Origin of the sequence: Cupriavidus necator (genome assembly GCF_040578825.1) — a bacterium.
GTDB lineage: Bacteria > Pseudomonadota > Gammaproteobacteria > Burkholderiales > Burkholderiaceae > Cupriavidus > Cupriavidus necator_E.
The window spans coordinates 179434-199654 of sequence record NZ_JBEFLI010000002.1 but is presented as its reverse complement, the minus strand read 5'-3'; the positions used below and the strand labels follow the sequence as shown (position 1 = coordinate 199654).

The following is a 20221-nucleotide window of genomic DNA, read 5'->3' as shown; positions in this document are numbered from 1 at the left end:
CCAGCCCAACGGTTCAATTTTTACCTTAAGCTGTATAGACAGGAACATACAAATGAGCGCCAGCCAACAAGACCGAGCTTCCCGCCCCGTGCTGACCCTGCAGCCGGGCCAAGTGACCCTGGCCGACCTGCGCCGCATCTATCGCGGCGAGGTGCGCCTGGCGATGGCCGAATCGGCGTGGCCCGGTGTGCATGCCGCACAGGCCACCGTGCAGGACATCATCGACGCCGACGCCGTGGTCTACGGCATCAACACCGGCTTCGGCAAGCTCGCGCAGAGCCGCATCCCGCACGACAAGCTGGCGCAACTGCAGCGCAACCTGGTGTTGTCGCACAGCGTGGGCACCGGCCCCGACCTGGCCGAGGACACCGTGCGGCTGATCCTGGCGACCAAGGCGGTCAGCCTGGCGCGCGGCCATTCGGGCGTGCGTCCGGAACTGATCGAGGCGCTGCTGGCGCTGGTGAACCACGGCGTGACGCCGTGCATCCCGGCCAAGGGTTCGGTGGGCGCCTCCGGCGACCTGGCGCCGCTGGCGCATATGTCGTGCACGCTGATCGGCGTCGGCGAGGTGCTGGTCGATGGCAAGCGCGTGCCGGCCGCCGAAGGCCTGGCGCATGCCGGCCTGTCCGCTTTCGAGCTCGGCCCCAAGGAAGGCCTGGCGCTGCTCAACGGCACCCAGGTGTCGACCGCGCTGGCGCTGGCCGGCCTGTTCGCCGCCGAAGACGCCTTCGCCGCCGGCCTGGTGGCGGGCGCGCTGTCGCTGGAAGCGATCAAGGGTTCGGTCAAGCCGTTCGACGCCCGCATCCACGAAGCACGCGGCCAGGCCGGCCAGATCGCCGTGGCCGGCGCGGTGCGCGCACTGCTCGACGGCAGCGAGATCGTCGATTCGCACAAGACCTGCGGCCGCGTGCAGGACCCGTACTCGATCCGCTGCCAGCCGCAGGTGATGGGCGCATGCCTGGACAACCTGCAGCACGCCGCGCGCATCCTGCAGATCGAGGCCAATGCCGCCTCCGACAACCCGCTGGTGTTCTCCGCGCAGGGCGACGTGGTCTCCGGCGGCAACTTCCACGCGGAGCCGGTGGCCTTTGCCGCTGACATCATCGCACTGGCGATCGCCGAGATCGGCGCGATTTCCGAGCGCCGGCTGGCGCTGCTGCTCGATACCGGGCTGTCGGGACTGCCGCCGTTCCTGGTGCGCGAGGGCGGGCTGAACTCCGGCTTCATGATCGCGCAGGTGACCGCGGCGGCGCTCGCGTCGGAGAACAAGTCGCTGGCGCATCCGTCCAGCGTCGACAGCTTGCCCACCTCGGCCAACCAGGAGGACCATGTGTCGATGGCCACCTACGGCGCGCGCCGGTTGGGCGAGATGGCGGCCAACACCGCGGTGGTGGTCGGCATCGAGGCGATGGCGGCGGCGCAGGGCATCGAGTTCCACCGGCCGCTGAAGTCGTCGCCGCTGGTGGAAACTGAACTGGCCCGCATCCGTGCGCGGGTGGATTTTGTGGAAGGCGACCGTTATCTGGCGCCGGATATTGAAGCGATGAAGCAGTGGGTGGTGCAGGGTGATGCGGGGGCTGGGTGGCCCGAGGCCGTGCGGGCGATTCTGCCGACCAATCGGACAGGCGCGAATTGATGCGCTTGCCCTCTCCCCCCACCCCTCTCCTGCCTGCGGGAGAGGGGTGGGGGAGAGGGCGGGTGTATCCGAAGGCGACAGCATTTGAAGCCCCACCACCCCGATTTGATCGCGCCAAAAGCGCCATCGAAGGAGAACAACACATGAACGCCAACGAATCCCGATTCATCCAGCGCGGCCAGCGCGAGATCCGCGCGCCGCGCGGCACCGAGCTGCACTGCAAGAACTGGCTGATCGAAGCCGCCTACCGCATGATCCAGAACAACCTCGATCCCGACGTGGCCGAGCGCCCGCAGGACCTGGTGGTGTATGGCGGCATTGGCAAGGCCGCGCGCAACTGGGAATGCTTCGACGCGATCCTGGACAGCCTGCGCCGCCTGGGCGAGGACGAATCGCTGCTGGTGCAGTCGGGCAAGCCGGTCGGCGTGTTCCGCACCCATGCCGACGCGCCGCGCGTGCTGATCGCCAACTCCAACCTGGTGCCGCACTGGGCCAACTGGGACAAGTTCAACGAGCTCGACCGCGCCGGCCTGATGATGTACGGCCAGATGACCGCGGGCTCGTGGATCTATATCGGCACGCAGGGCATCGTGCAGGGCACCTACGAGACCTTTGTCGAGGCCGGCCGCCAGCACTACAACGGCGACCTGTCCGGCAAGTGGATCCTGACCGCGGGCCTCGGCGGCATGGGCGGCGCGCAGCCGCTGGCGGGCGTGCTGGCCGGCGCGTGTGTGCTGGCGATCGAATGCCAGGAGTCGCGCATCGACTTCCGCCTGCGTACGCGCTACCTCGACAAGAAGGCCACCACGCTCGACGAAGCGCTGGCGATGATCGCGGAAGCCACGCAGAAGAAGCAGGCGATCTCGGTCGGCCTGCTCGGCAATGCCGCCGAGATCGTGCCGGAACTGGCGCGGCGCGCGCAGGCCGGCGGCATGCGCCCGGACATCGTCACCGACCAGACCTCGGCGCACGACCTGGTCAACGGCTACCTGCCGCTGGGATGGACCGTCGGGCAATGGGAGCAGGCGCGCACGCAAGATCCCAAGTCGGTCGAAGCCGCCGCGCGTCCGTCGATCGTCAGGCACGTGCAGGCCATGCTCGACTTCCAGAAGATGGGCGTGCCGACGGTCGACTATGGCAACAATATCCGCCAGGTTGCGTTCGACGAGGGCGTCAAAAATGCCTTCGATTTCCCGGGTTTCGTGCCGGCCTATATCCGTCCGCTGTTCTGCCGCGGCAAGGGCCCGTTCCGCTGGGTGGCGCTGTCGGGCGATCCGGAGGACATCTACAAGACCGACGCCAAGATGAAGGAGCTGTTCCCCGAGGACAAGCCCCTGCACCGCTGGCTCGACATGGCGCATGACCGCATCGCCTTCCAGGGCCTGCCGGCGCGCATCTGCTGGGTGGGGCTGGACGAGCGCCACCGTGCAGGGCTGGCGTTCAACGAGATGGTCAGGTCCGGCGAACTGAAGGCGCCGGTGGTGATCGGCCGCGACCACCTGGACTGCGGTTCGGTGGCTTCACCCAATCGCGAAACCGAGGCCATGCGCGACGGCTCGGATGCGGTGTCCGACTGGCCGCTGCTCAACGCGCTGCTGAACACGGCGGGCGGTGCCACCTGGGTCAGCCTGCATCACGGCGGCGGCGTGGGCATGGGTTTCTCGCAACACGCGGGCGTGGTGATCGTGTGCGATGGCACTGACGCCGCCGCCAAGCGTATCGAGCGCGTGCTATGGAACGACCCGGCCACCGGCGTGATGCGCCATGCGGATGCGGGCTATGCACTCGCCATCGAATGCGCGCACGAGAAGGGCCTGAACCTGCCAATGGTAAAGAGCGTATGAGTGCCAACCTGCCGCAGCGCTTCGCGCTGGATGAGATCGCCCCGACACGCTGGAAGAACGGCGGCGGCAACACGCGCGAGATCGCGGTGTGGCCGCTCGGCGCCGGCATGGATGACTTTGTGTGGCGGCTGAGCGTGGCCGATATCGAGGCGGACGGGCCGTTCTCGCCGTTCCCCGGCATCGATCGCCAGATCGTGCTGCTGGAGGGCGCCGGCGTGACGCTGGCCGCCGATGACGGCAGCTTCAGCCACCGGCTCGCGCAGCCCGGCGAGCCGTTCGCCTTCTCTGGCGACACAGGCCTGCAGGCCGCGCTGCTCGATGGCGCCACGCGCGACTTCAATGTAATGACGCGCCGTGGCCAGTGCCGCGCGCGTGTCGATGCGTTCCGGCAGCGGTTTGCCGTCAGCACCGGCGACCATACCGTCTGCGTGTTCGCCGTCAGTGGCGCATGGCAGGCGCAGGACGCGGCCATGTCGCTGCAGGCAGGCGAGGGCGCGCTGTATGGCGCCGCGCCGACCGCATCGACGCAATGGTTTGAACCTGTTGTGGGCGACGGCGCGCTCTGTCTTTACGTCACCCTTGAAACGGAGCCAGGCCAATGACGCTGCCATCTGTATCGTCCGCCGCCGGCGCGGACGGCGTCTGGCACAACTGCCACCTGCTGCCCGATGCCGATCCGGCGCAGGCAATCCGCGATGCCGCGCTTGTCGTCGAGCAGGGACGTATCGCCTGGCTCGGCGCCGCCGCCGACATGCCGCAGGCGTACCGCGGCTTGCCGCGTCACGACGCCAACGGTGCATGGATCACCCCGGGCCTGGTCGACTGCCACACGCACCTGGTCTACGGCGGCCAGCGCGCCGACGAATTCGCGATGCGGCTGGCCGGCGCCGGCTATGAAGAGATCGCACGTGCCGGCGGCGGCATCGTCTCTACCGTGCGCGCCACCCGCGCCGCCGACGAAGACACGCTGTTCGCGCAGGCCGCCGCGCGGCTGCAGCCGCTGCTGGCCGAGGGCGTGACCGCGATCGAGATCAAGTCGGGCTACGGCCTCAGCCTTGAAGCCGAACGCAAGCAGTTGCGCGTGGCGCGGCGGCTGGGCGAGCAGTTCGGCGTCTCGGTCCACACCACCTTCCTCGGCGCGCATGCGTTGCCGCCGGAATACGCGGGCCGTGCCGACGACTACATCGACCTGGTCTGCAACACCATGCTGCCCGCGCTGGCCGAAGAAGGGCTGGTCGATGCCGTCGATGCCTTCTGCGAGTCGATCGGCTTCTCGATTGCCCAGACCGAACGCGTCTTCGAGGCCGCCGCACGGCATGGGCTGCGCGTCAAGCTGCATGCGGAGCAACTGAGCAACCTCGGCGGCGCCGCGCTGGCCGCGCGCCATCGCGCGTTGTCCGCCGACCATCTCGAACATCTCGATGAAGCCGGCGTCGCGGCGATGGCCGAGGCCGGCACCGTGGCCGTGCTGCTGCCGGGCGCCTACTATTTCCTGCGCGACACCAACCTGCCGCCGCTAGCGCTGTTGCGCCGGTACGGCGTGCCGATGGCGATCTCGACCGACCACAATCCGGGCACCTCGCCGGTGACTTCGCTGCTGCTGATGATGAATATGGCCTGCACGCTGTTCCGGCTGACAGTGCCTGAAGCACTGGCCGGCGTGACCATGCACGCGGCACGCGCACTGGGCGCCGCCGACCGGCACGGCAGGCTCGCGGCCGGACGCGTTGCCGACTTCGCGCTGTGGCGCATCGATTCGCCGGCTGAACTCGCCTACTGGTTCGGGCGCAACCCCGTGGCGACGGTAGTGCGGCAGGGCCGCGTTTATCACCCGCACGGAGGCGCATCGGCATGAGCGGTACACAACTCCTCGCACCTTTCGCACTGCTGCCGTCTGGCTGGTCGCGCGAAGTCCTGCTCGCATGGGACGAACAGGGCCGCTTCACCACCGTACAGCCTGACGCCACGCCAGCTGCCGGCGTGCCACGCGCAGTGGGCCCGGTGCTGCCCGGCATGCCCAACCTGCACTCGCACGCCTTCCAGCGCGGCTTTGCCGGCCTCACCGAATACCGCAGCCGTCCGCAGGGCGACGATCCCGCCGGCGCCGACTCCTTCTGGAGCTGGCGCACGCTGATGTACCGCTTCGCGCAGCGGCTGTCGCCCGACACGCTCGAGGCCATCGCCACGCAGCTCTATATCGAGATGCTGCGCGCCGGCTACACCAGCGTGTGCGAGTTCCACTACGTGCACCACGATGCCGACGGCAAGCCCTATGCCGATGCCGCCGAGATGTCGCTGCGGCTGCTGCGCGCCGCGCAGCGCACCGGCATCGGCATCACGCTGCTGCCGGTGCTGTACCAGACCGCCGGCTTCGGCGGCACGCCGCCGCTCGCCGAGCAGCGCCGCTTCCTGCACGACACCGACGCAATGCTGCACTTGCTGGAGCGGCTGGGACCGGCGTGCGCGCATGCCGGTGCACGGCTGGGCCTTGCCCCGCATTCGCTGCGCGCGGTGCCGGAAGACAGCCTCGCGCATGCGCTGGCGGGACTGAACGCGCTCGACCCGCAGGCGCCCATCCATATCCATATCGCCGAACAGCAGCGCGAGGTCGACGACTGCATCGCCTGGTCCGGCACGCGCCCGGTCACGTGGTTGTTCGACCATGTCGACGTCGACGCACGCTGGTGCCTGGTGCACGCCACCCATATGGACTGGGACGAGCGCCGGCGCCTGGCGCACAGCGGGGCGGTCGCCGGCATCTGCCCGACGACTGAAGCCAACCTGGGCGACGGCGTGTTCGAGGCCGCGCCTTACCTGGCGCAGCACGGCGTGTGGGGCATCGGCTCCGACAGCCATGCCAGCGTCAGCGTGGCCGAGGAACTGCGCCTGTTCGAGTATGGCCAGCGGCTGGGGCTGCAGCGGCGCAACGTGCTGGCCTCCGACACCCATGCGCAGGTGGCAGACCGCCTGTACCTGGAAGCCGTTGCAGGCGGCGCCCGCGCCAGCGGCCGTGCCATCGGCGGAATAACAGCGGGACAGCAGGCGGACTTCGTCGTGCTCGACGGCGCGCATCCCGCACTGGCGGGGCTCGATGGCGCGCAGGCGCTTGCCAACCATGTATTCGCCAACCACGGTCATGAGACACTGGCGGATGTCCGCACCGCCGGCTGCAGCCGCGTGCAGCATGGCACGCATCCGCTGCAGGCCGATGCCGGCCGGCTTTTCATTGCGGCCCGCGCCAGCCTGATGGCCGACTGAAACCGGGCTCACGCCCATCGCATCGCAAAGACAATGTCCTTCTCCACCGATACCCCCGCTTTCACCCTGCATCGCGGCACGCGCCCGCTGCTGGTGTCGATGCCGCACGTCGGCACGCACCTGCCGGCCTGCGTCTCGCAACGGCTGACCGCCGAGGCCCGCACCGTGCCCGACACCGACTGGCACCTGGAACGCCTGTACGACTTTGCGCGCGAGATCGGCGCGTCGGTGCTGGCGGCCACGCACTCGCGCTATGTGGTCGACCTGAACCGCCCGCCCGACAACGCCAACCTGTATCCCGGCCAGGACACCACCGGCCTGTGCCCGGTCGATACCTTCGACAAGACGCCGGTGTACGCCGACGGCGGCAACGGCCCCGACGACGCGGAAATCGCCGCGCGCCGCGACGCGATCTGGCGCCCGTACCATGAAGCGCTGGCGGCGGAACTGGCCCGGCTGAAAGCCGAGCACGGCACCATCGCGCTGTGGGACGCGCATTCGATCCGCTCGGTGCTGCCGCGCTTCTTCGAAGGCAGGCTGCCCGACTTCAACCTCGGCACCGCCAACGGCGAGAGTTGCGATGCCACGCTGGCCAACCAGCTGCTGGAGCAGGCCAGCGCGGTGCCCGGCCATACCGCGGTGCTGAACGGCCGCTTCAAGGGCGGCTATATCACGCGCCAGTACGGCCGCCCGCAGGACGGCGTGCATGCGGTGCAGCTCGAACTGTCGCAGTGCGCGTATATGAGCGAGGTGTATCCGTTCGCCTATGACGAGGCGCGTGCTTCGGCAGTGCAGCCGGCGCTGCGCGGCATGCTGGCGACGGTGCTGGAGTTTGTCGAGTCGCGCTGAGCCCACGTGCTCGTCGCTGAAGCTCAGGCGACACGCTGGCCCAGCCGCAGTCGGTAGAGCGACGTGCTGGCGGCGATGAACAGTTCGTTGCCGCCGGCGCCGCCGAAGGTGAGGTTGCCCACTTTCTCCGGCACCGGAATGAACGCCAGCCTGGTCCCATCCGGATGAAACACCTGCACGCCACTGGCGCTGCTGGTAAAGAGCCAGCCGCGCCGGTCCACGCGGAACCCGTCCGGCAGTCCGGGCTCGATCACGGCGAAGATGCGGGGATTGGCCAGCACCCGCCCGGCCACGACGTCGAACGCGACGATATGGTGATGGCCATCGTCGCGCAACGCCGCTGACGTATCGGATACGTAGAGGAGGCTCTCGTCGGGGGAGAAGGCCAGGCCGTTCGGCTCGTCGATAAAGTCGCTGGCGATCTCCAGCGTACCGGCGGCGGGATCGTAGCGGAACACATAGTTGTGCCGCAGTTCGGGATCGGCCTGGTGGCCTTCGCGGTCCGAGAGGATGCCATACGGCGGATCGGTGAACCACAACGTGCCATCGCGCTTGACGACGATATCGTTCGGCGAATTCAGGCGCCGCCCCTGATAGTGGCTGACGACCAGTTCGTCTTCCCCCTGGCGGGCACCGCTGCGGCGTGTGCGCACGATTGCCCGGTGTCCGTGCGAGCAATGCAGCAGCGAGCCATCCGCCTCCAGCGTGTGGCCGTTGGTGAATTCCACGCCCGTGCGCCAGACCGACATGCCATCCGCCGGGCTCCAGCGCAGGATGCGGTCGTTGGGGATGTCGCTCCACAGCAGCGCGCCTTCGTCCGGCAGCCAGACCGGCCCCTCGCTCCACACCGCTCCGTTTGCCAGCCGCTCGAGCCGCGCACCCGCCAACGGCAGGTCGCGTGCGCGCTCGTCGAATATCTGGATTGCTGCCATGGTCATTTCCCGTCCTGTCGCAATGTCACGCCATCGGCTTTCACACGAACTGCCACAACGACAGGACCAGGCCAAGGGCCGTGATACCAGCCAACGTTGTCAGCACCGTCCAGCTCCTTAGTCCGTCGCCGACGCTCAGGCCGAGCATCCGTGTCACGATCCAGAAACCCGCATCGTTGACGTGCGAGAGCGCCATGCCACCGGCTCCCATCGCCAGCCCGAGCAGCGCCAGATGGTTGGGGCTGAGCGAGGCTTGCGTGACCAGCGGGGAAATGATGCCGGCAGTGGTCATCAGCGCCACCGTGGTGGGGCCCTGTGCCGCGCGCAGCATCATTGCCAGCAGGAAGGCGAGGACGGCAAGCGGCAGTCCGGAAGACTGCAGCGACGTCGCCAGCGCAGGGCCGATTCCGGTCGACACCAGGATCTTGGCGAAGGCTCCGCCGGCGCCGGTGATGAGGATCACCACCGATACGCCCGGAATCGCCGCGCCTGCCACCTCCGACACCGTAGCCAGCGGCGCGCCGCGGCGGATGCCGAGCAGATACGCACATAGCAGCAGGCCGAGCAGAAGCGCGACATAGGGGATGCCGAGAAACATCAGCGTCGATCGCCCAAAGAAGCCGGCCGGCAGCAGCAGCTGCGCCAGCGTACCTGCCAGGATCAGCGCGATGGGCAGCGCGATCAGGCAGGCCACCAGACGGGCGCTTGGCGGCGCGCCGCTGCCGAGGCTGGCCGGTGCCGCATGGCCGTGCCCGGTGGTGGCTGTGCCGTGGCCGATTTCGGCGGCGATATCGGCGGCCATGTGATAGGAGCGCGTGGTCAGGCGCCTGGCCGCCAGGAAAGTCACCAGGCCGGTAATCAGCGCCACCGGCAGGCCGATCAGCAACAGGCGGCCGATCTCGATCCCAAGTTCGCCGGCCACTGCCACCATGCCGGGATGAGGCGGCAGCAGCGCATGCACCACCAGCAGCACCGCGCACACCGGCAGGCCGATCACCACGAGCGGGATGCCGCGGGTGCGCGTCAGGCTGTAGGCCAGCGGCATCAGCATCATTACGCCGACTTCAAAGAACACCGGAATGCCCACGCCGAACGCCGTGCAAGCCATCGCCAGCGGCACCCGCTTGTCGCCGAAGCGTTCGATCAGCCGGTTGGCGAGCACCTGCGCGCCGCCGGACAGTTCAATCATGCGTCCGATCATCGCGCCGAAGGCGATGATCACCGCGACATGGCCCAGCGTCTTGCCCAGGCCGCCCTCCACCGCATCGGCAAGCTGGCTCACCGGAACGCCGGCCACGACGGCGACGCCCGTGGCAACCAGGATCAGTGCCAGGAAGGGATGCAGCTTTCCCATCAGGATCAAGGCGAGCAACAGCAGGATCGCTGCCGCGCCGCCGATTATCAGTATTGCCACGTCTATTCCTTGTTTTCAGTCGGCCATGCCAGCGGACGGTGCACGCCCGGTGGGGAAGCAGGCGGCGAGAGAGGGCGGGTGATGCCCCAGCCGATGGGTCGCCGTTGATTGCCCGGATGCCTGGAATCGGGGCCCCAGATCGCCTGGTAGGTGTCGATGCACAAGCCTGCGCGCTGCAATGCCAGCGCCAGCGCCGCGAGCATCAGCCACCAGGCGCCCAGCAGCAGCGGCATCCAGCGCGGCGCATCGGCCAGCACAAGGCCAGCGCCGATGGTTGCCACGGCGACCGGCAGCGAGGTCCAGCCGATGCACTTGTGCAGCCACTCGAAGACGACGCGGCGTGCGCTCATGTCATAGTGGTCGCCTCGCATGCAGACGCCGGTGGGTCCGCCCTTGCTGCCGCGCAACAGTCCGCCTAGCACTTGCAGCGCAGCGCCGCTCACCAGTGTCCAGCCGGCGAGGTGGTGCCAGCGCGCAAGCTGGCCCGGCATGCCACTGTGGCCAAGGATCAGCAGCACGCCTGCCGACATGACCGCCACGCCGCCGCCTTGCAGCCACAAATGCGCACGCCACCAGGTCTTGCGATCGAGAACCGCAGGCCACGCTTGCCCGGGCAGCACCTTGAAGAAGCGGGCAATCACAATGCCGAGCGGCAGCAACAGCCCCCAACTGAGCACCATCAAACGGCCATGCCAGGCAATCCAGGGCACGAGTTGGTGCCCTACGGTGCCGGACAAGGGAAGGCTCAGCCATTCGCCGGGCCGGCCTGGCAGAATGAGCGCCGCCAGAATGCCCAGGCAGAGCGACAGCCCGCCCGGCAATATCCAGCGGATGGCTGCGGGAAGCGCAGGCGGCATGTCGTATCTCCTTGTGTTTTTACTGACGTGCGGCGCACTCACACCACCAACACCTGGGAAACATCTGGCTCGAGCAAGGTGTCGAAATACCGCTCGAAGCGCCGGGTCTGCAGGTTGAGCACGCCCATGCGCTGGTCCGTCAGAGAGACGAAGGCGAGGTCGCGTGTCGGGTGCAGGCTCATGGCGATGGGCGTGCTGTCCAGCGCGATCTGGCCAATCTCCCGCAGTGCCGGGTCGAATATCGACAACGACTGCTCGCCATAGTTGGTCACGTACAGGCGATCCTGGCGATCGCGGTAGACGCGCGTCGGATCGCAGCCGGTGCGCGCGCGCGCCGTTACCCGCAGCGTGGTGGTGTCGATGGCGACGACGGCGTCGTCTCCCCGGGTGGTGACATAGAGGGTGCGCTCATCGCGGCTCAGGCAGTTGCCCTCCGGCCGGCGGCCCGGCTGTATCGGCACGGCGGCGATGGTGGGGTCATGCGGCTGCAGGCGGGTGACCGTATTGCTCAGCAGATTGAGCACAAAGGCTGTGGAACCGTCGCGGCTCAGCGCGAGCAGATGGCTCTTGTATCCGCCGGAGGGAATCGCCCGGTCCGGCACGTCCTTCCGGTCAGGCTCATCGAACATCAGCAGTGTGGAACCTGCCTCGCTGAGTACGTAGAGGCGGTCCAGCGCGTCGATGGCCAGGCCGTGCGGGCGGTAGTACGGCCAGATATCCAGGGTCCGCACGTGCTCGCGCTTCTGCAGGTCGATCACGCACACCGAGCAGCCGCCTTCGCCCTTGTGCGATGACGACTCGACCCCATAGTGGCCGACATAGGCATAGCGCTGGCGGGAATCGACGACGAATTCATGGGGAAATTCCGGCAATCGGATATGGCTTAATGCTTCGCCGGTATCGATGTCATAAAAGCTGAACGTGTGGGCGCATTTCTGCACCAGCAAGAGGATTTCCTGGCTCACGCGGATATTCCTGTTTGACGGACGGATGGATGAAGCGGGGGGCGGCTTCACTCCATTCCCAGTCAGGCCGCGTTTTGGGTAGCGCAGCGGCTTACTCAAGGGAACAGCGAGCGAAGCGGATAGGACAGGCCGTTCCGGTGCGAATGGCGGGACGGCCGTTACGGTGTCAGCGAGAAGGGAGCCGCTGGCCGCCGGTCGCGGCTGGCAGCAGAAAACCTGATGCGGAAACGGCTGAGAATTGCAGGACGACGTGATGCATTGTCGAAAGTCTCCATCCGCTGAGCGGTGATCTTAGCGGGCGCGGTATTGACGGCGCCTCGGGATATGACTGCGGCTTGTGTTCGCTGCAAGGCTAAGGCCGTGGAGCAGCAAGCGGAAGGAACTATAACAATCGAAAAGAAGTAATTCTAATCAATTGATTGAATATCGGATTTACCTCTGGTTATCGCTCCAGCATTTATCCAGTCGTGAGTGAGTACGATTTTGGATTGTGCTGACGTGCCAATAGGATTTTTCCAATTTTCGGCGTATGAGCCAGAAGGGAAGGTGTGCTGGCAGGCGATTGCCGCATCGGCGCACAGGCCCGATGCGGCATGCCTAAGGAGATGGACGGTGAGACGCGAGCGGCAGCCCGCAGCTCAGCGCTGCCTGGCGAGGCGGTCCTCGATATGTTTGGCGCGCTCCTGCGAACCGGGGTGCGAACTCAGCATGCTCGACTGTCCGCCATCGAGCGTCGACATCTTGCGGAACGCCGTCGCCAGCGCCTGCCGGTTGGCCCCGTTCTTCGTCAGCAGGTCAAACGAATAGTCGTCTGCCGCGGTCTCCTGGCGCTGCGAGAACTGCGCATTGACGAACTTTTCGGCCAGATCGCCGATCTGCGACGACGACAGTGCCGTCAGCGAAGCAATGCCCGTCGACCCCAACAGCCCACGCGCCGCCGCCGCGGAGTAGGCCACCTGCATCGCCGCCTTGGTATGCCCCAGCGCCACGTGGCCGATCTCGTGACCGACCACGCCGCGCACTTCATCGTCGCTCAGGAAATCCATCAGTCCGCTGTAGACCCGCACGCAACCATTGGCCATCGCCCAGGCATTGATGTCCTTGGTCACGTAGACCTTGGCATCGAGCGGCAATCCGGTATTGCCGAGCCCGCTCATCACGGTGGTGAGGCGCCTGGCGTAGGGGCTGTCTGGCGGGGCGATGGTGTTCTTCTTGTCCATTTCCGCGCACGACTGGTCGGACAGTGTCTTGACGTTGGAGTCGGACAAGGTCGCGGCGGTAAAGAGGCTGCCGCCGGCCTGGGTCAGGTTTTCCACGTTGGCGCCGGCGCAACCGGCGAGCAGGGTGGCGCAGGCGAGGGCGGAGAGGGTAAGTCGCTTCATGGTTCGCTCCGGGGAGAATGGGCAATGCCATAGGATAGGAAGCGGGGGGAGGGTGTGCCAGTGGACGCCGTCCGACAGAAGCGCATGGAAGTGCCGGGCAACGCATTTGATGCGCTGCGCAAATCGCCGGTAATTCCGGATGCGACGCAGTGAAGCCCCGCAGACCTTGCGTTGCGGGGATTGGCGGAATGCTTTGGAAGGGTACTTGGTGCCCGGGGTCGGACTCGAACCGACACGCCTTGCGGCGGGGGATTTTGAGTCCCCTGCGTCTACCTGTTTCACCACCCGGGCAGGTGTCCGGCATCGGAACCGATGCCGTGCTGAGCCGGGGATTATGCCGCAAATCCACCCGCCCCACAACCGGCGTCCGGTTGATTCAGCGCCCGCGCCGGGCGCGGGTGGAACGGTTGCGGTCGTAGTACTCGGGCGGCTTGCGGGCGATCCAGCGGATGAATTCGGCCATGGCGGGGTGGTGGCGCAACGCGTGCCAGTCATGGAAGGTGGTGGCAAGCTCCGCCTCGGTGAAGACGGAGTGGATCTTCTGGTGGCAGACGCGGTGCATCGGCACGACCTCGCGGCCGCCGTGGCTGCGCGGGACGGGGTGGTGCAGGTCGGTGCTGGGGCCCGGCACCAGTTCACGGCCGCATAAAGGGCAGCGCGTGGCGGCCGGACTGTCCGGGGAGGGCGGCGGCGGGCCGAGCTGGCTGGCCCGGCCGGAGCGCAGGTTGCGTTTGACGACCATAAAAAAACGGTAGTGGCACGGATGGCCGGCGGCGCGCAAATCCGGTTAGCATCGCCGGCACGGCGCACGTCATGCGATCGGCGCCGGCCTTTCCGCTACCGCAACGCACCCAACGCCATGACCGACCAAGCTTCGCTGGCGAGCCTTGCCAGCCTTCCCTCGCAGGATCCTGCATTCTACGACCGAGAATATAACAACCGCGCCAACGTGCCGGACAACCCGGCGCATATGGCGCGCTGGGCGCAGTGGTCCGCCGAGGTGCGAGAACGTGGCAGCTTTCTCGCCGACCTGAGCTATGCCGGCGCGGACGCGCGGTATCCGCAGGACGAGACGCTGGACTACTTTCCGGCGCAGCGATCCAACGGCGCGTTGCCGCCGCTGCTGGTGTTTGTCCATGGCGGCTATTTCCGGGCGCTGGACAAGCGCGACCACAGCTTTGTCGCCAGCGTGCTGCCGGCGCTGGGCGTGTCGGTGGCGGTGGTGAACTATTCGCTGGTGCCCAAGGTGACGGTGCCGGAGATCGTGCGCCAGGTGCTGGACAGCATCGCCTGGCTGTACCGCGAGGCCGACCAGCTCGGGCATGATCCCGAACGGATTTTTGCCGCGGGCCATTCCGTTGGCGGCCACCTGGTGGCGATGCTGATGGCGGCGCGCTGGCCGCAGCTTGGCGATGACTTGCCCGTCGACCTGGTCAAGGGCGGGCTCTCGGTCAGCGGGCTGTACGACATGGAGCCGCTGCGGCGCGCGGCCTTCCTGCAGTGCGACCTGCAACTGTCGGAAGAGGATGTCGCACGGCTGTCGCCGGCCTTCATGCCGCCGGCCGGCGGTGCGCCGCTGGCGCTGGCGGTGGGCGAGCTGGAAGCCGCCGAGTACCATCGCCAGCATGCGCTGATGCGCGCGGCATGGCCGGCCAACGTGGCGCACCCGGCGGCGAGCGATATCGTGCTGCGGGGGTGCCACCACTTCAATGTGCTGGATGGCTTCAGCGAGGCGGACAGCCCGCTCACGCGCGCGGTGCTGCGCCTGATGGGCCGCTAGCGCAGAGGATCAGTCCTCGAGCACCCGCAGCAGCGACGACGTATCGTCCTTGCCCCAGCCTCTGGCCATCAGCGTGCGCAGCTGCGCCGAGGTGGCCTGCATCGCGGGTAGCTGCAGGCCGATTTCCTCGGCGATCTCGCGCGCCAGCCCGAAGTCCTTGTCGTGCAGCCGCGCCTCGATGCCGGCGGCGAAGTCGTGCGCCACCATCTTGGGGCCCATCAGGTCGAGCATGCGGCTGCCCGCCATGCCGGTCGCCATGGCCTCGAACACGCGGCCGGTATCGACGTTCTGCGCGGCGGCAAAGCGCATGGCCTCGGCGATGCCTTCGATATTGACCACCTGGGCGATCTGGTTGCACAGCTTGGCGACCTGGCCGGCGCCGTTGTCGCCGATATGCGTGATGGTCTTGCCCAGCCGTTGCAGTAGCGGACGCACGCGTTCCAGCATCTCGGGCTTGCCGCCGACCATGATGGTCAGCGTGGCTGCCTCGGCGCCCATGGTGCCGCCGGAAACCGGGCAGTCCAGCGCCTCGATGCCGCGCGCGGCCAGCGCCGCGGCGATCTCGCGCGTGACGATCGGCGAGATGGTGCTGTGGTCGACGCAGATGGTGCCGGGGGCGGCGCCGTGGATCACGCCCTGCTCGCCGAGCAGCACTTCCCGCACATCTTCGGAAGAGGTCACGTTGGTGAAGACGACGCTGGCGCCGCGCGCGGCTTCGGCGGGCGTGAAGAACGGTTCCGCACCCATGGCGCGCGCGGCCTCGGCCGCCTCCGGGCGGCGTACGAAGGCGCGCACGGTATGGCCGGCGGCCAGCAGGTGGCGGACCATGTGCGAGCCCATGGCGCCCAGGCCGATAAAGGCTACGGTGGTAGGGGTGGTGGTCATGCGAATGCTTCCTTTCAGGCTTGATGCACAGGGCTACTTGTCACCCGCATAGGCGAACTTGCCGTTGCGGATCACCCCCATTACGCGCGAACGCTGGTCGAAGCCCTGGTGGTCCTTCGGGTTCATGTTCATCACGCCGTTGGGGATGGTGAGATTGGTGGTGGTTTCCAGCGCATCGCGCATGGCGGCGCGGAATTCGCGCGTGCCGGGCCGGGCGCCGCTCTTCAGCGCGCGGCGCGCGGCATCGTCGAGCAGCATCCACGCGCCCCAGGCGTCGCCGGCGAACTGCGTCACGCTGTTAGCGCCATACTTGGCTTCATAGCGGTTGACGAAGTCGAGCGCCACCTTGCGCACCGGGTGGCTCTCGGGCAGCTGGCGCGCGACCACCACCGGGCCGGTCGGGAACAGCGTGCCTTCCACGTCCTTGCCGCCCATGCGCAGGAAGTCCCAGGTGGCGATGCCGTGGGTCTGGTAGACCTTGCCCTTGTAGCCGCGCTCGCCCAGCGTCTTCTGCGGCAGCACCGACGGCGTGCCGGCGCCGGCGATCAGGATGGCGTCGGGGTTGGCGGCCATCAGCTTGAGCACCTGGCCGGTCACCGAGGTGTCGTTGCGCGAGAAGCGTTCGCTGGCGACGACCCTGATCTTGCGCACCTCGGCCAGCTTCGAGAACTCGCGCCACCAGCTTTCGCCATAGGCATCGGCAAAGCCGATAAAGCCGACAGTCTTGACGCCATGATTGCTCATGTACTCGGTCAGCACGGTCGCCATGTGCGAGTCGTTCTGCGGCATCTTGAACGCCCAGCGGCGTTTCGTGTCGCTTTGCGGCTCGACGATGGAGGCCGAGGCGGCCAGCGCCACCATCGGCGTCTCGCCCTCGGCCACGGCGTCGAGCGCGGCGATGGCGGTGGGCGTGATATTGGGGCCGACGATCACGTCGACCTTCTCTTCGGAGATCAGCTTGCGCACGTTGCGCACCGCGGCGGCGGGATCGGACCCGTCGTCCAGGATCACGTAATGCGCCTTCTGGCCGCCCAGCGTCTGCGGCCACATCAGCACGGTGTTCTTGGAAGGGATGCCGATCGACGCCGCCGGGCCGGTGGTGGACACGTCGATGCCGACGCGGATGTCGGCCAGCGCGGCGGCGCTGGTGAAGAGCAGGGCGGTGGCCAGCAGCAGGCGGCGCAGGGGCAGTCTCGGCATCTTGTCTCCTCCGTTCTTATATGTGACGGGAAAGGATAGCCGAACTCTGCCCGAGGGGCACGCCCCCGGGGCGGGTCAGCGCGCGCCTAAGCGCCAGAGCGTGGTCACCTCGGCCGAACGCGCCGCATGCAGCGGGTCGATGGCGTCGCTCGCGCGCGGGTGGCGCGGCCGGATATCGGAGTGGCCCAGCACCTTCAGCCCGGCCGCCTCGATCCAGCCCATCAGCTCTTCGCGCGGGCGCAGGCCCAGGTGCTCGGCCAGGTCCGACAGCAGCAGCCAGCCCTCACCGCCCGGCTCCAGGTGGGCCGCCAGCCCTTGCAGGAAACCGCGCAGCATGGCGCTCTCCGGGTCGTAGACGGCGCGTTCGACCGGCGAGCTGGGCCGGGCCGGCACCCACGGCGGGTTGCACACCACCAGCGGCGCGCGGCCTTCGGGGAACAGGTCGGCCTGCACGATCTCGACCTGCCCGGCATAGCCGAGCCGGTCGATGTTCTCGCGCGCGCAGGCCAGCGCACGCGGGTCCTGGTCGGTCGCAACGACGCGCTTGACGCCGCGCCGGGCCAGCACCGCGGCCAGCACGCCGGTACCGGTGCCGATATCGAAGGCCAGCGTCTTCGCGGGCAGCGGCTCGGCCGCGACCAGGTCGACATACTCGCCGCGCACCGGCGAGAACACGCCATACCAGGGGTGGATGCGGTCTTCCAGTGCCGGGATCTCCACCCCCTTCCTGCGCCATTCATAGGCGCCGATCATGCCGAGCAGCTCGCGCATCGACGCCACATAGGGCTCGTTGGCCGGGCCGTAGACCTGTTCGCAAGCCTCGCGCACGTCAGGCGCGCGGCGCAGCGGCACGCTGTGGTCGGCCTCGAAGGGCAGCAGCAGCATGCCCAGCGTACGGGCGCGCTGCGACTGCGCCAGCCGGTGCAGGTGGAAGGCCTCGGTCGGGGAGTGCGGGGCCGCCGCCTTGGCCTTCTGGCCCGGGCGGCTGGCCTTCTTGGGCTTGCGCTCGGTGCGGCGGGCCATTGCCTGCAGCAACTGGCGCGCGTTCTGGAAGTCGCCGCGCCACAGCAGCGCGGTGCCTTCGCAGGCCAGCCGGTAGGCGGTGTCGGCGCTGGTGGTGTCGTCGGCGATCACCACGCGTCGGGGCGGCGGGTTGCCGGCTTCGGAGCGCCATGCGGCGCTGTGCTCGACGCCGTCTTCGGTCCAGTGGAGGCGGGGCAGTTCGCTCGCGGTGATCACAGGGACTCCGGCCGGCAGGGGGTGAGGGACAGGGAATGCATGGTGGTCTGCTTCTTATATAGAGAGGAGAGGGCGGCGGGTTGCCGCGCTCAGAGTTCGTAGGCTTCGTGCTCGCCGGACATGGCCTGCTCGACCAGCTTGCGGTTCAGCGTCGGCGAGAACAGCTCGATGAAGGTGTAGACAAAGCTGCGCAGGTAGGCGCCCTGCTTGACCGCCAGGTGCGTCACATTGCTGCCGAACAGGTGTCCGGCCGGAATCCCGCGCAGGTTGCGGTCGCGCTCGGCATCATAGGCCACGCCGGCAACAATGCCCACGCCCAGCCCGATCTCCACATACGTCTTGATCACGTCCGCGTCGATGGCCTCCAGCACGATATCCGGCTTCAGGTGGCGCAGCTCGAAGGCCTTGTCGATCTTGGGCCGCCCGGCAAAGTTCGGATCGTAGGTGATCAGCGGGTAGCCCATCAGGTCTTCCAGCGCCAGGTGCTTCTTGTCCAGCAGCGGATGCTCGGGTGGCGTAATCACCATATGCGTCCATTGGTAGCCGGGCAATGACACCAGGTTCTTGTCGTTGGTGATGCCTTCCGTGGCGATTCCGATATCGGCCTGGTCATGCAGCAGCATGTCGGAGATCTGCGCCGGATTGCCCTGCTGGATCGACAGCCGCACCTTGGGGTAACGCTTGGTGAACTCGCCGATGACCCGGGGCAGGGCGTAACGGGCCTGGGTATGCGTCGTGGCGATGGTGAAGTTGCCCTGGTCCTGTGCAGCATAGTCCATGCCGACGCGCTTCAGGCTTTCCACCTCCTGCAGGATCTTCTCAACCGAGTTGAGGATGCGCCGCCCCGGCTCGGTCAGGCTGCGGATGCGCTTGCCATGCCGCGTGAAGATGTCGACACCCAGCTCTTCCTCCAGCTCGATGATGGCCTTGGATACGCCAGGCTGTGACGTATAGAGCGCCTTGGCAGCCTCGGTCAGGTTGTAGTTCTGCCGGACGGCTTCGCGCACGAAGCGGAACTGGTGCAGGTTCATATATCTAGGTTCGTATAAACAAACAACTTCTTATTAGTTTGAGGTATGAGGCCAGTTTATTACGATTCTCGAACTTTGTTAATGAATGGCCAGCCCTCAGTGCGTCCTCGCGCAGCCGCCACTTTGTGACGCGAGACCTCCAGGGCCTGGCCCCACCGAGTCCCCCATGTCTGTTGCCTATACCGTTTCCGGTCTGTTCGTAGGCGTCCTCGTCGGTCTGACCGGGGTGGGTGGAGGCTCGTTGATGACGCCGCTGCTGACACTGCTGTTCGGCTTCTCGCCAGCGACCGCGGTCGGCACCGACCTGGCCTTCGCGGCCATCACCAAGGGTTTCGGCACCATCGCGCACCGCGCCCATGGCCATGTGCAGTGGCAGGTGGTGCGGCGCCTGTGCATCGGCAGCCTGCCGGCGGCGGTGGCCTCGATCCTGGTGCTCAAGAGCGCAGGCGAGCTCAACGCCCAGTGGCTGCACGCGATCCGCATGACCATCGGCGTATCGGTGCTGCTGACCGTATTGTCGCTGCTGTTCCGCAAGCAGATGCTGGCATGGCTGGAACGCAATCCGCGCTTCCAGCTCCATGGCCGCAACCAGGTGGTGGCCACCATCGTTGTGGGCGCCGTGATCGGCGTGCTGGTAACCGTTTCCTCGATCGGCGCCGGCGCCGTGGGCGCCACGCTGATCCTGCTGCTGTATCCCCATATGAAGCCGGCCGAAGTCGCCGGCACCGATATCGCCTACGCCGTCCCGCTGACAGCAATTGCCGGGCTGGGCCATGTGTGGCTCGGCACGGTCGACTGGAATTTGCTGCTGGCGCTGCTGGTGGGCTCGATCCCCGGCATCTGGCTGGGCGCGCAACTGTCGCGGGCGCTGCCCGAACGGCTGGTGCGCGCCGCGCTGGCGACCACGCTGACGCTCGTCGCCATCAAGCTCGTCTCCTGAATTCAACGA

At 67.4% G+C, this 20221-nt stretch carries 18 protein-coding genes and 1 tRNA gene; 8 read left to right on the top strand and 11 right to left on the bottom strand.

Annotated elements, in window-relative coordinates; translation table 11 throughout:
• Nucleotides 1-52 precede the first annotated feature (52 nt).
• From hutH to hutG, 6 genes are all read left to right on the top strand, one after another.
• Nucleotides 53-1636 (top strand): histidine ammonia-lyase, encoded by a 1584-nt coding sequence (hutH, locus tag AB1I47_RS02265; protein WP_354682156.1) that lies wholly within the window; start codon nucleotides 53-55, stop codon nucleotides 1634-1636.
• A 143-nt stretch (nucleotides 1637-1779) separates the two neighbouring features.
• Nucleotides 1780-3480 (top strand): urocanate hydratase, encoded by a 1701-nt coding sequence (hutU, locus tag AB1I47_RS02260; RefSeq protein ID WP_354682155.1) that lies wholly within the window; start codon nucleotides 1780-1782, stop codon nucleotides 3478-3480.
• Nucleotides 3477-4082: a HutD/Ves family protein gene (locus AB1I47_RS02255; protein ID WP_354682154.1), complete on the top strand. Its 606-nt coding sequence runs from the start codon at nucleotides 3477-3479 to the stop codon at nucleotides 4080-4082. Before hutU ends, AB1I47_RS02255 begins: the two co-directional genes overlap by 4 nt.
• Nucleotides 4079-5335 (top strand): imidazolonepropionase, encoded by a 1257-nt coding sequence (gene hutI, locus AB1I47_RS02250; protein ID WP_354682153.1) that lies wholly within the window; start codon nucleotides 4079-4081, stop codon nucleotides 5333-5335. Before AB1I47_RS02255 ends, hutI begins: the two co-directional genes overlap by 4 nt.
• Entirely contained in the window at nucleotides 5332-6738 is a 1407-nt protein-coding gene (locus tag AB1I47_RS02245) for a formimidoylglutamate deiminase (protein WP_354682152.1), read from the top strand. Before hutI ends, AB1I47_RS02245 begins: the two co-directional genes overlap by 4 nt.
• A gap of 33 nt (nucleotides 6739-6771) precedes the next feature.
• A complete protein-coding gene (hutG, locus tag AB1I47_RS02240; protein WP_354682151.1) occupies nucleotides 6772-7587 on the top strand; it encodes an N-formylglutamate deformylase in 816 nt (271 codons plus the stop codon).
• 23 nt (nucleotides 7588-7610) lie between these two features.
• Here hutG and AB1I47_RS02235 read toward each other — a convergent pair whose 3' ends face one another.
• From AB1I47_RS02235 to AB1I47_RS02205, 7 genes are all read right to left on the bottom strand, one after another.
• On the bottom strand, nucleotides 7611-8519 hold the full coding sequence (locus tag AB1I47_RS02235) for an SMP-30/gluconolactonase/LRE family protein (RefSeq protein ID WP_354682150.1): 909 nt from the start codon (nucleotides 8517-8519) through the stop codon (nucleotides 7611-7613).
• A gap of 40 nt (nucleotides 8520-8559) precedes the next feature.
• The gene (locus AB1I47_RS02230; RefSeq protein WP_354682149.1) at nucleotides 8560-9933 is read right to left on the bottom strand and encodes a GntT/GntP/DsdX family permease; all 1374 of its coding nucleotides are present in this window, start codon (nucleotides 9931-9933) and stop codon (nucleotides 8560-8562) included.
• Nucleotides 9934-9935: 2 nt separating this feature from the next.
• Nucleotides 9936-10790, bottom strand: coding sequence for a cytochrome b561 domain-containing protein (locus tag AB1I47_RS02225; RefSeq protein WP_354682148.1), 855 nt, complete (start codon nucleotides 10788-10790; stop codon nucleotides 9936-9938).
• Between the two features lie 38 nt (nucleotides 10791-10828).
• Nucleotides 10829-11755: a YncE family protein gene (locus tag AB1I47_RS02220; protein ID WP_354682147.1), complete on the bottom strand. Its 927-nt coding sequence runs from the start codon at nucleotides 11753-11755 to the stop codon at nucleotides 10829-10831.
• A 638-nt stretch (nucleotides 11756-12393) separates the two neighbouring features.
• Nucleotides 12394-13137, bottom strand: a complete 744-nt coding sequence (gene loiP, locus AB1I47_RS02215; protein WP_354682146.1) for a metalloprotease LoiP — start codon at nucleotides 13135-13137, stop codon at nucleotides 12394-12396.
• A 206-nt stretch (nucleotides 13138-13343) separates the two neighbouring features.
• Nucleotides 13344-13428 (bottom strand) — tRNA-Leu (locus tag AB1I47_RS02210).
• An 85-nt stretch (nucleotides 13429-13513) separates the two neighbouring features.
• Complete coding sequence (locus tag AB1I47_RS02205) at nucleotides 13514-13879, bottom strand: HNH endonuclease family protein (RefSeq protein WP_354682145.1); 366 nt, start codon at nucleotides 13877-13879, stop codon at nucleotides 13514-13516.
• A gap of 117 nt (nucleotides 13880-13996) precedes the next feature.
• Between AB1I47_RS02205 and AB1I47_RS02200 the strand changes: the two genes are divergently transcribed.
• Entirely contained in the window at nucleotides 13997-14917 is a 921-nt protein-coding gene (locus tag AB1I47_RS02200) for an alpha/beta hydrolase (protein WP_354682144.1), read from the top strand.
• Between the two features lie 9 nt (nucleotides 14918-14926).
• Here AB1I47_RS02200 and AB1I47_RS02195 read toward each other — a convergent pair whose 3' ends face one another.
• The 4 genes from AB1I47_RS02195 to AB1I47_RS02180 form a co-directional block, all read right to left on the bottom strand.
• Nucleotides 14927-15802, bottom strand: coding sequence for an NAD(P)-dependent oxidoreductase (locus AB1I47_RS02195; RefSeq protein ID WP_354682143.1), 876 nt, complete (start codon nucleotides 15800-15802; stop codon nucleotides 14927-14929).
• A gap of 33 nt (nucleotides 15803-15835) precedes the next feature.
• Nucleotides 15836-17002: an ABC transporter substrate-binding protein gene (locus AB1I47_RS02190; RefSeq protein ID WP_354682142.1), complete on the bottom strand. Its 1167-nt coding sequence runs from the start codon at nucleotides 17000-17002 to the stop codon at nucleotides 15836-15838.
• A gap of 75 nt (nucleotides 17003-17077) precedes the next feature.
• Nucleotides 17078-18238: a class I SAM-dependent methyltransferase gene (locus AB1I47_RS02185; protein ID WP_354682207.1), complete on the bottom strand. Its 1161-nt coding sequence runs from the start codon at nucleotides 18236-18238 to the stop codon at nucleotides 17078-17080.
• A gap of 92 nt (nucleotides 18239-18330) precedes the next feature.
• A complete protein-coding gene (locus tag AB1I47_RS02180) occupies nucleotides 18331-19272 on the bottom strand; it encodes a CysB family HTH-type transcriptional regulator (RefSeq protein ID WP_354682141.1) in 942 nt (313 codons plus the stop codon).
• Between the two features lie 166 nt (nucleotides 19273-19438).
• Here AB1I47_RS02180 and AB1I47_RS02175 point away from each other — a divergent pair, with 166 nt between their 5' ends.
• Nucleotides 19439-20212, top strand: a complete 774-nt coding sequence (locus tag AB1I47_RS02175) for a sulfite exporter TauE/SafE family protein (RefSeq protein ID WP_354682140.1) — start codon at nucleotides 19439-19441, stop codon at nucleotides 20210-20212.
• The last annotated feature ends 9 nt before the right edge of the window (nucleotides 20213-20221 follow it).

Excerpts from the sequence above, each read along its gene's own strand:
- hutH (WP_354682156.1), top strand. The coding sequence starts at position 53 with ATGAGCGCCAGCCAACAAGACCGAGCTTCCCGCCCCGTGCTGACCCTG.
- hutU (WP_354682155.1), top strand. The coding sequence starts at position 1,780 with ATGAACGCCAACGAATCCCGATTCATCCAGCGCGGCCAGCGCGAGATC.
- AB1I47_RS02255 (WP_354682154.1), top strand. The coding sequence starts at position 3,477 with ATGAGTGCCAACCTGCCGCAGCGCTTCGCGCTGGATGAGATCGCCCCG.
- hutI (WP_354682153.1), top strand. The coding sequence starts at position 4,079 with ATGACGCTGCCATCTGTATCGTCCGCCGCCGGCGCGGACGGCGTCTGG.
- AB1I47_RS02245 (WP_354682152.1), top strand. The coding sequence starts at position 5,332 with ATGAGCGGTACACAACTCCTCGCACCTTTCGCACTGCTGCCGTCTGGC.
- hutG (WP_354682151.1), top strand. The coding sequence starts at position 6,772 with ATGTCCTTCTCCACCGATACCCCCGCTTTCACCCTGCATCGCGGCACG.
- AB1I47_RS02235 (WP_354682150.1), bottom strand. The coding sequence starts at position 8,519 with ATGGCAGCAATCCAGATATTCGACGAGCGCGCACGCGACCTGCCGTTG.
- AB1I47_RS02225 (WP_354682148.1), bottom strand. The coding sequence starts at position 10,790 with ATGCCGCCTGCGCTTCCCGCAGCCATCCGCTGGATATTGCCGGGCGGG.
- loiP (WP_354682146.1), bottom strand. The coding sequence starts at position 13,137 with ATGAAGCGACTTACCCTCTCCGCCCTCGCCTGCGCCACCCTGCTCGCC.
- AB1I47_RS02205 (WP_354682145.1), bottom strand. The coding sequence starts at position 13,879 with ATGGTCGTCAAACGCAACCTGCGCTCCGGCCGGGCCAGCCAGCTCGGC.
- AB1I47_RS02200 (WP_354682144.1), top strand. The coding sequence starts at position 13,997 with ATGACCGACCAAGCTTCGCTGGCGAGCCTTGCCAGCCTTCCCTCGCAG.
- AB1I47_RS02195 (WP_354682143.1), bottom strand. The coding sequence starts at position 15,802 with ATGACCACCACCCCTACCACCGTAGCCTTTATCGGCCTGGGCGCCATG.
- AB1I47_RS02190 (WP_354682142.1), bottom strand. The coding sequence starts at position 17,002 with ATGCCGAGACTGCCCCTGCGCCGCCTGCTGCTGGCCACCGCCCTGCTC.
- AB1I47_RS02180 (WP_354682141.1), bottom strand. The coding sequence starts at position 19,272 with ATGAACCTGCACCAGTTCCGCTTCGTGCGCGAAGCCGTCCGGCAGAAC.
- AB1I47_RS02175 (WP_354682140.1), top strand. The coding sequence starts at position 19,439 with ATGTCTGTTGCCTATACCGTTTCCGGTCTGTTCGTAGGCGTCCTCGTC.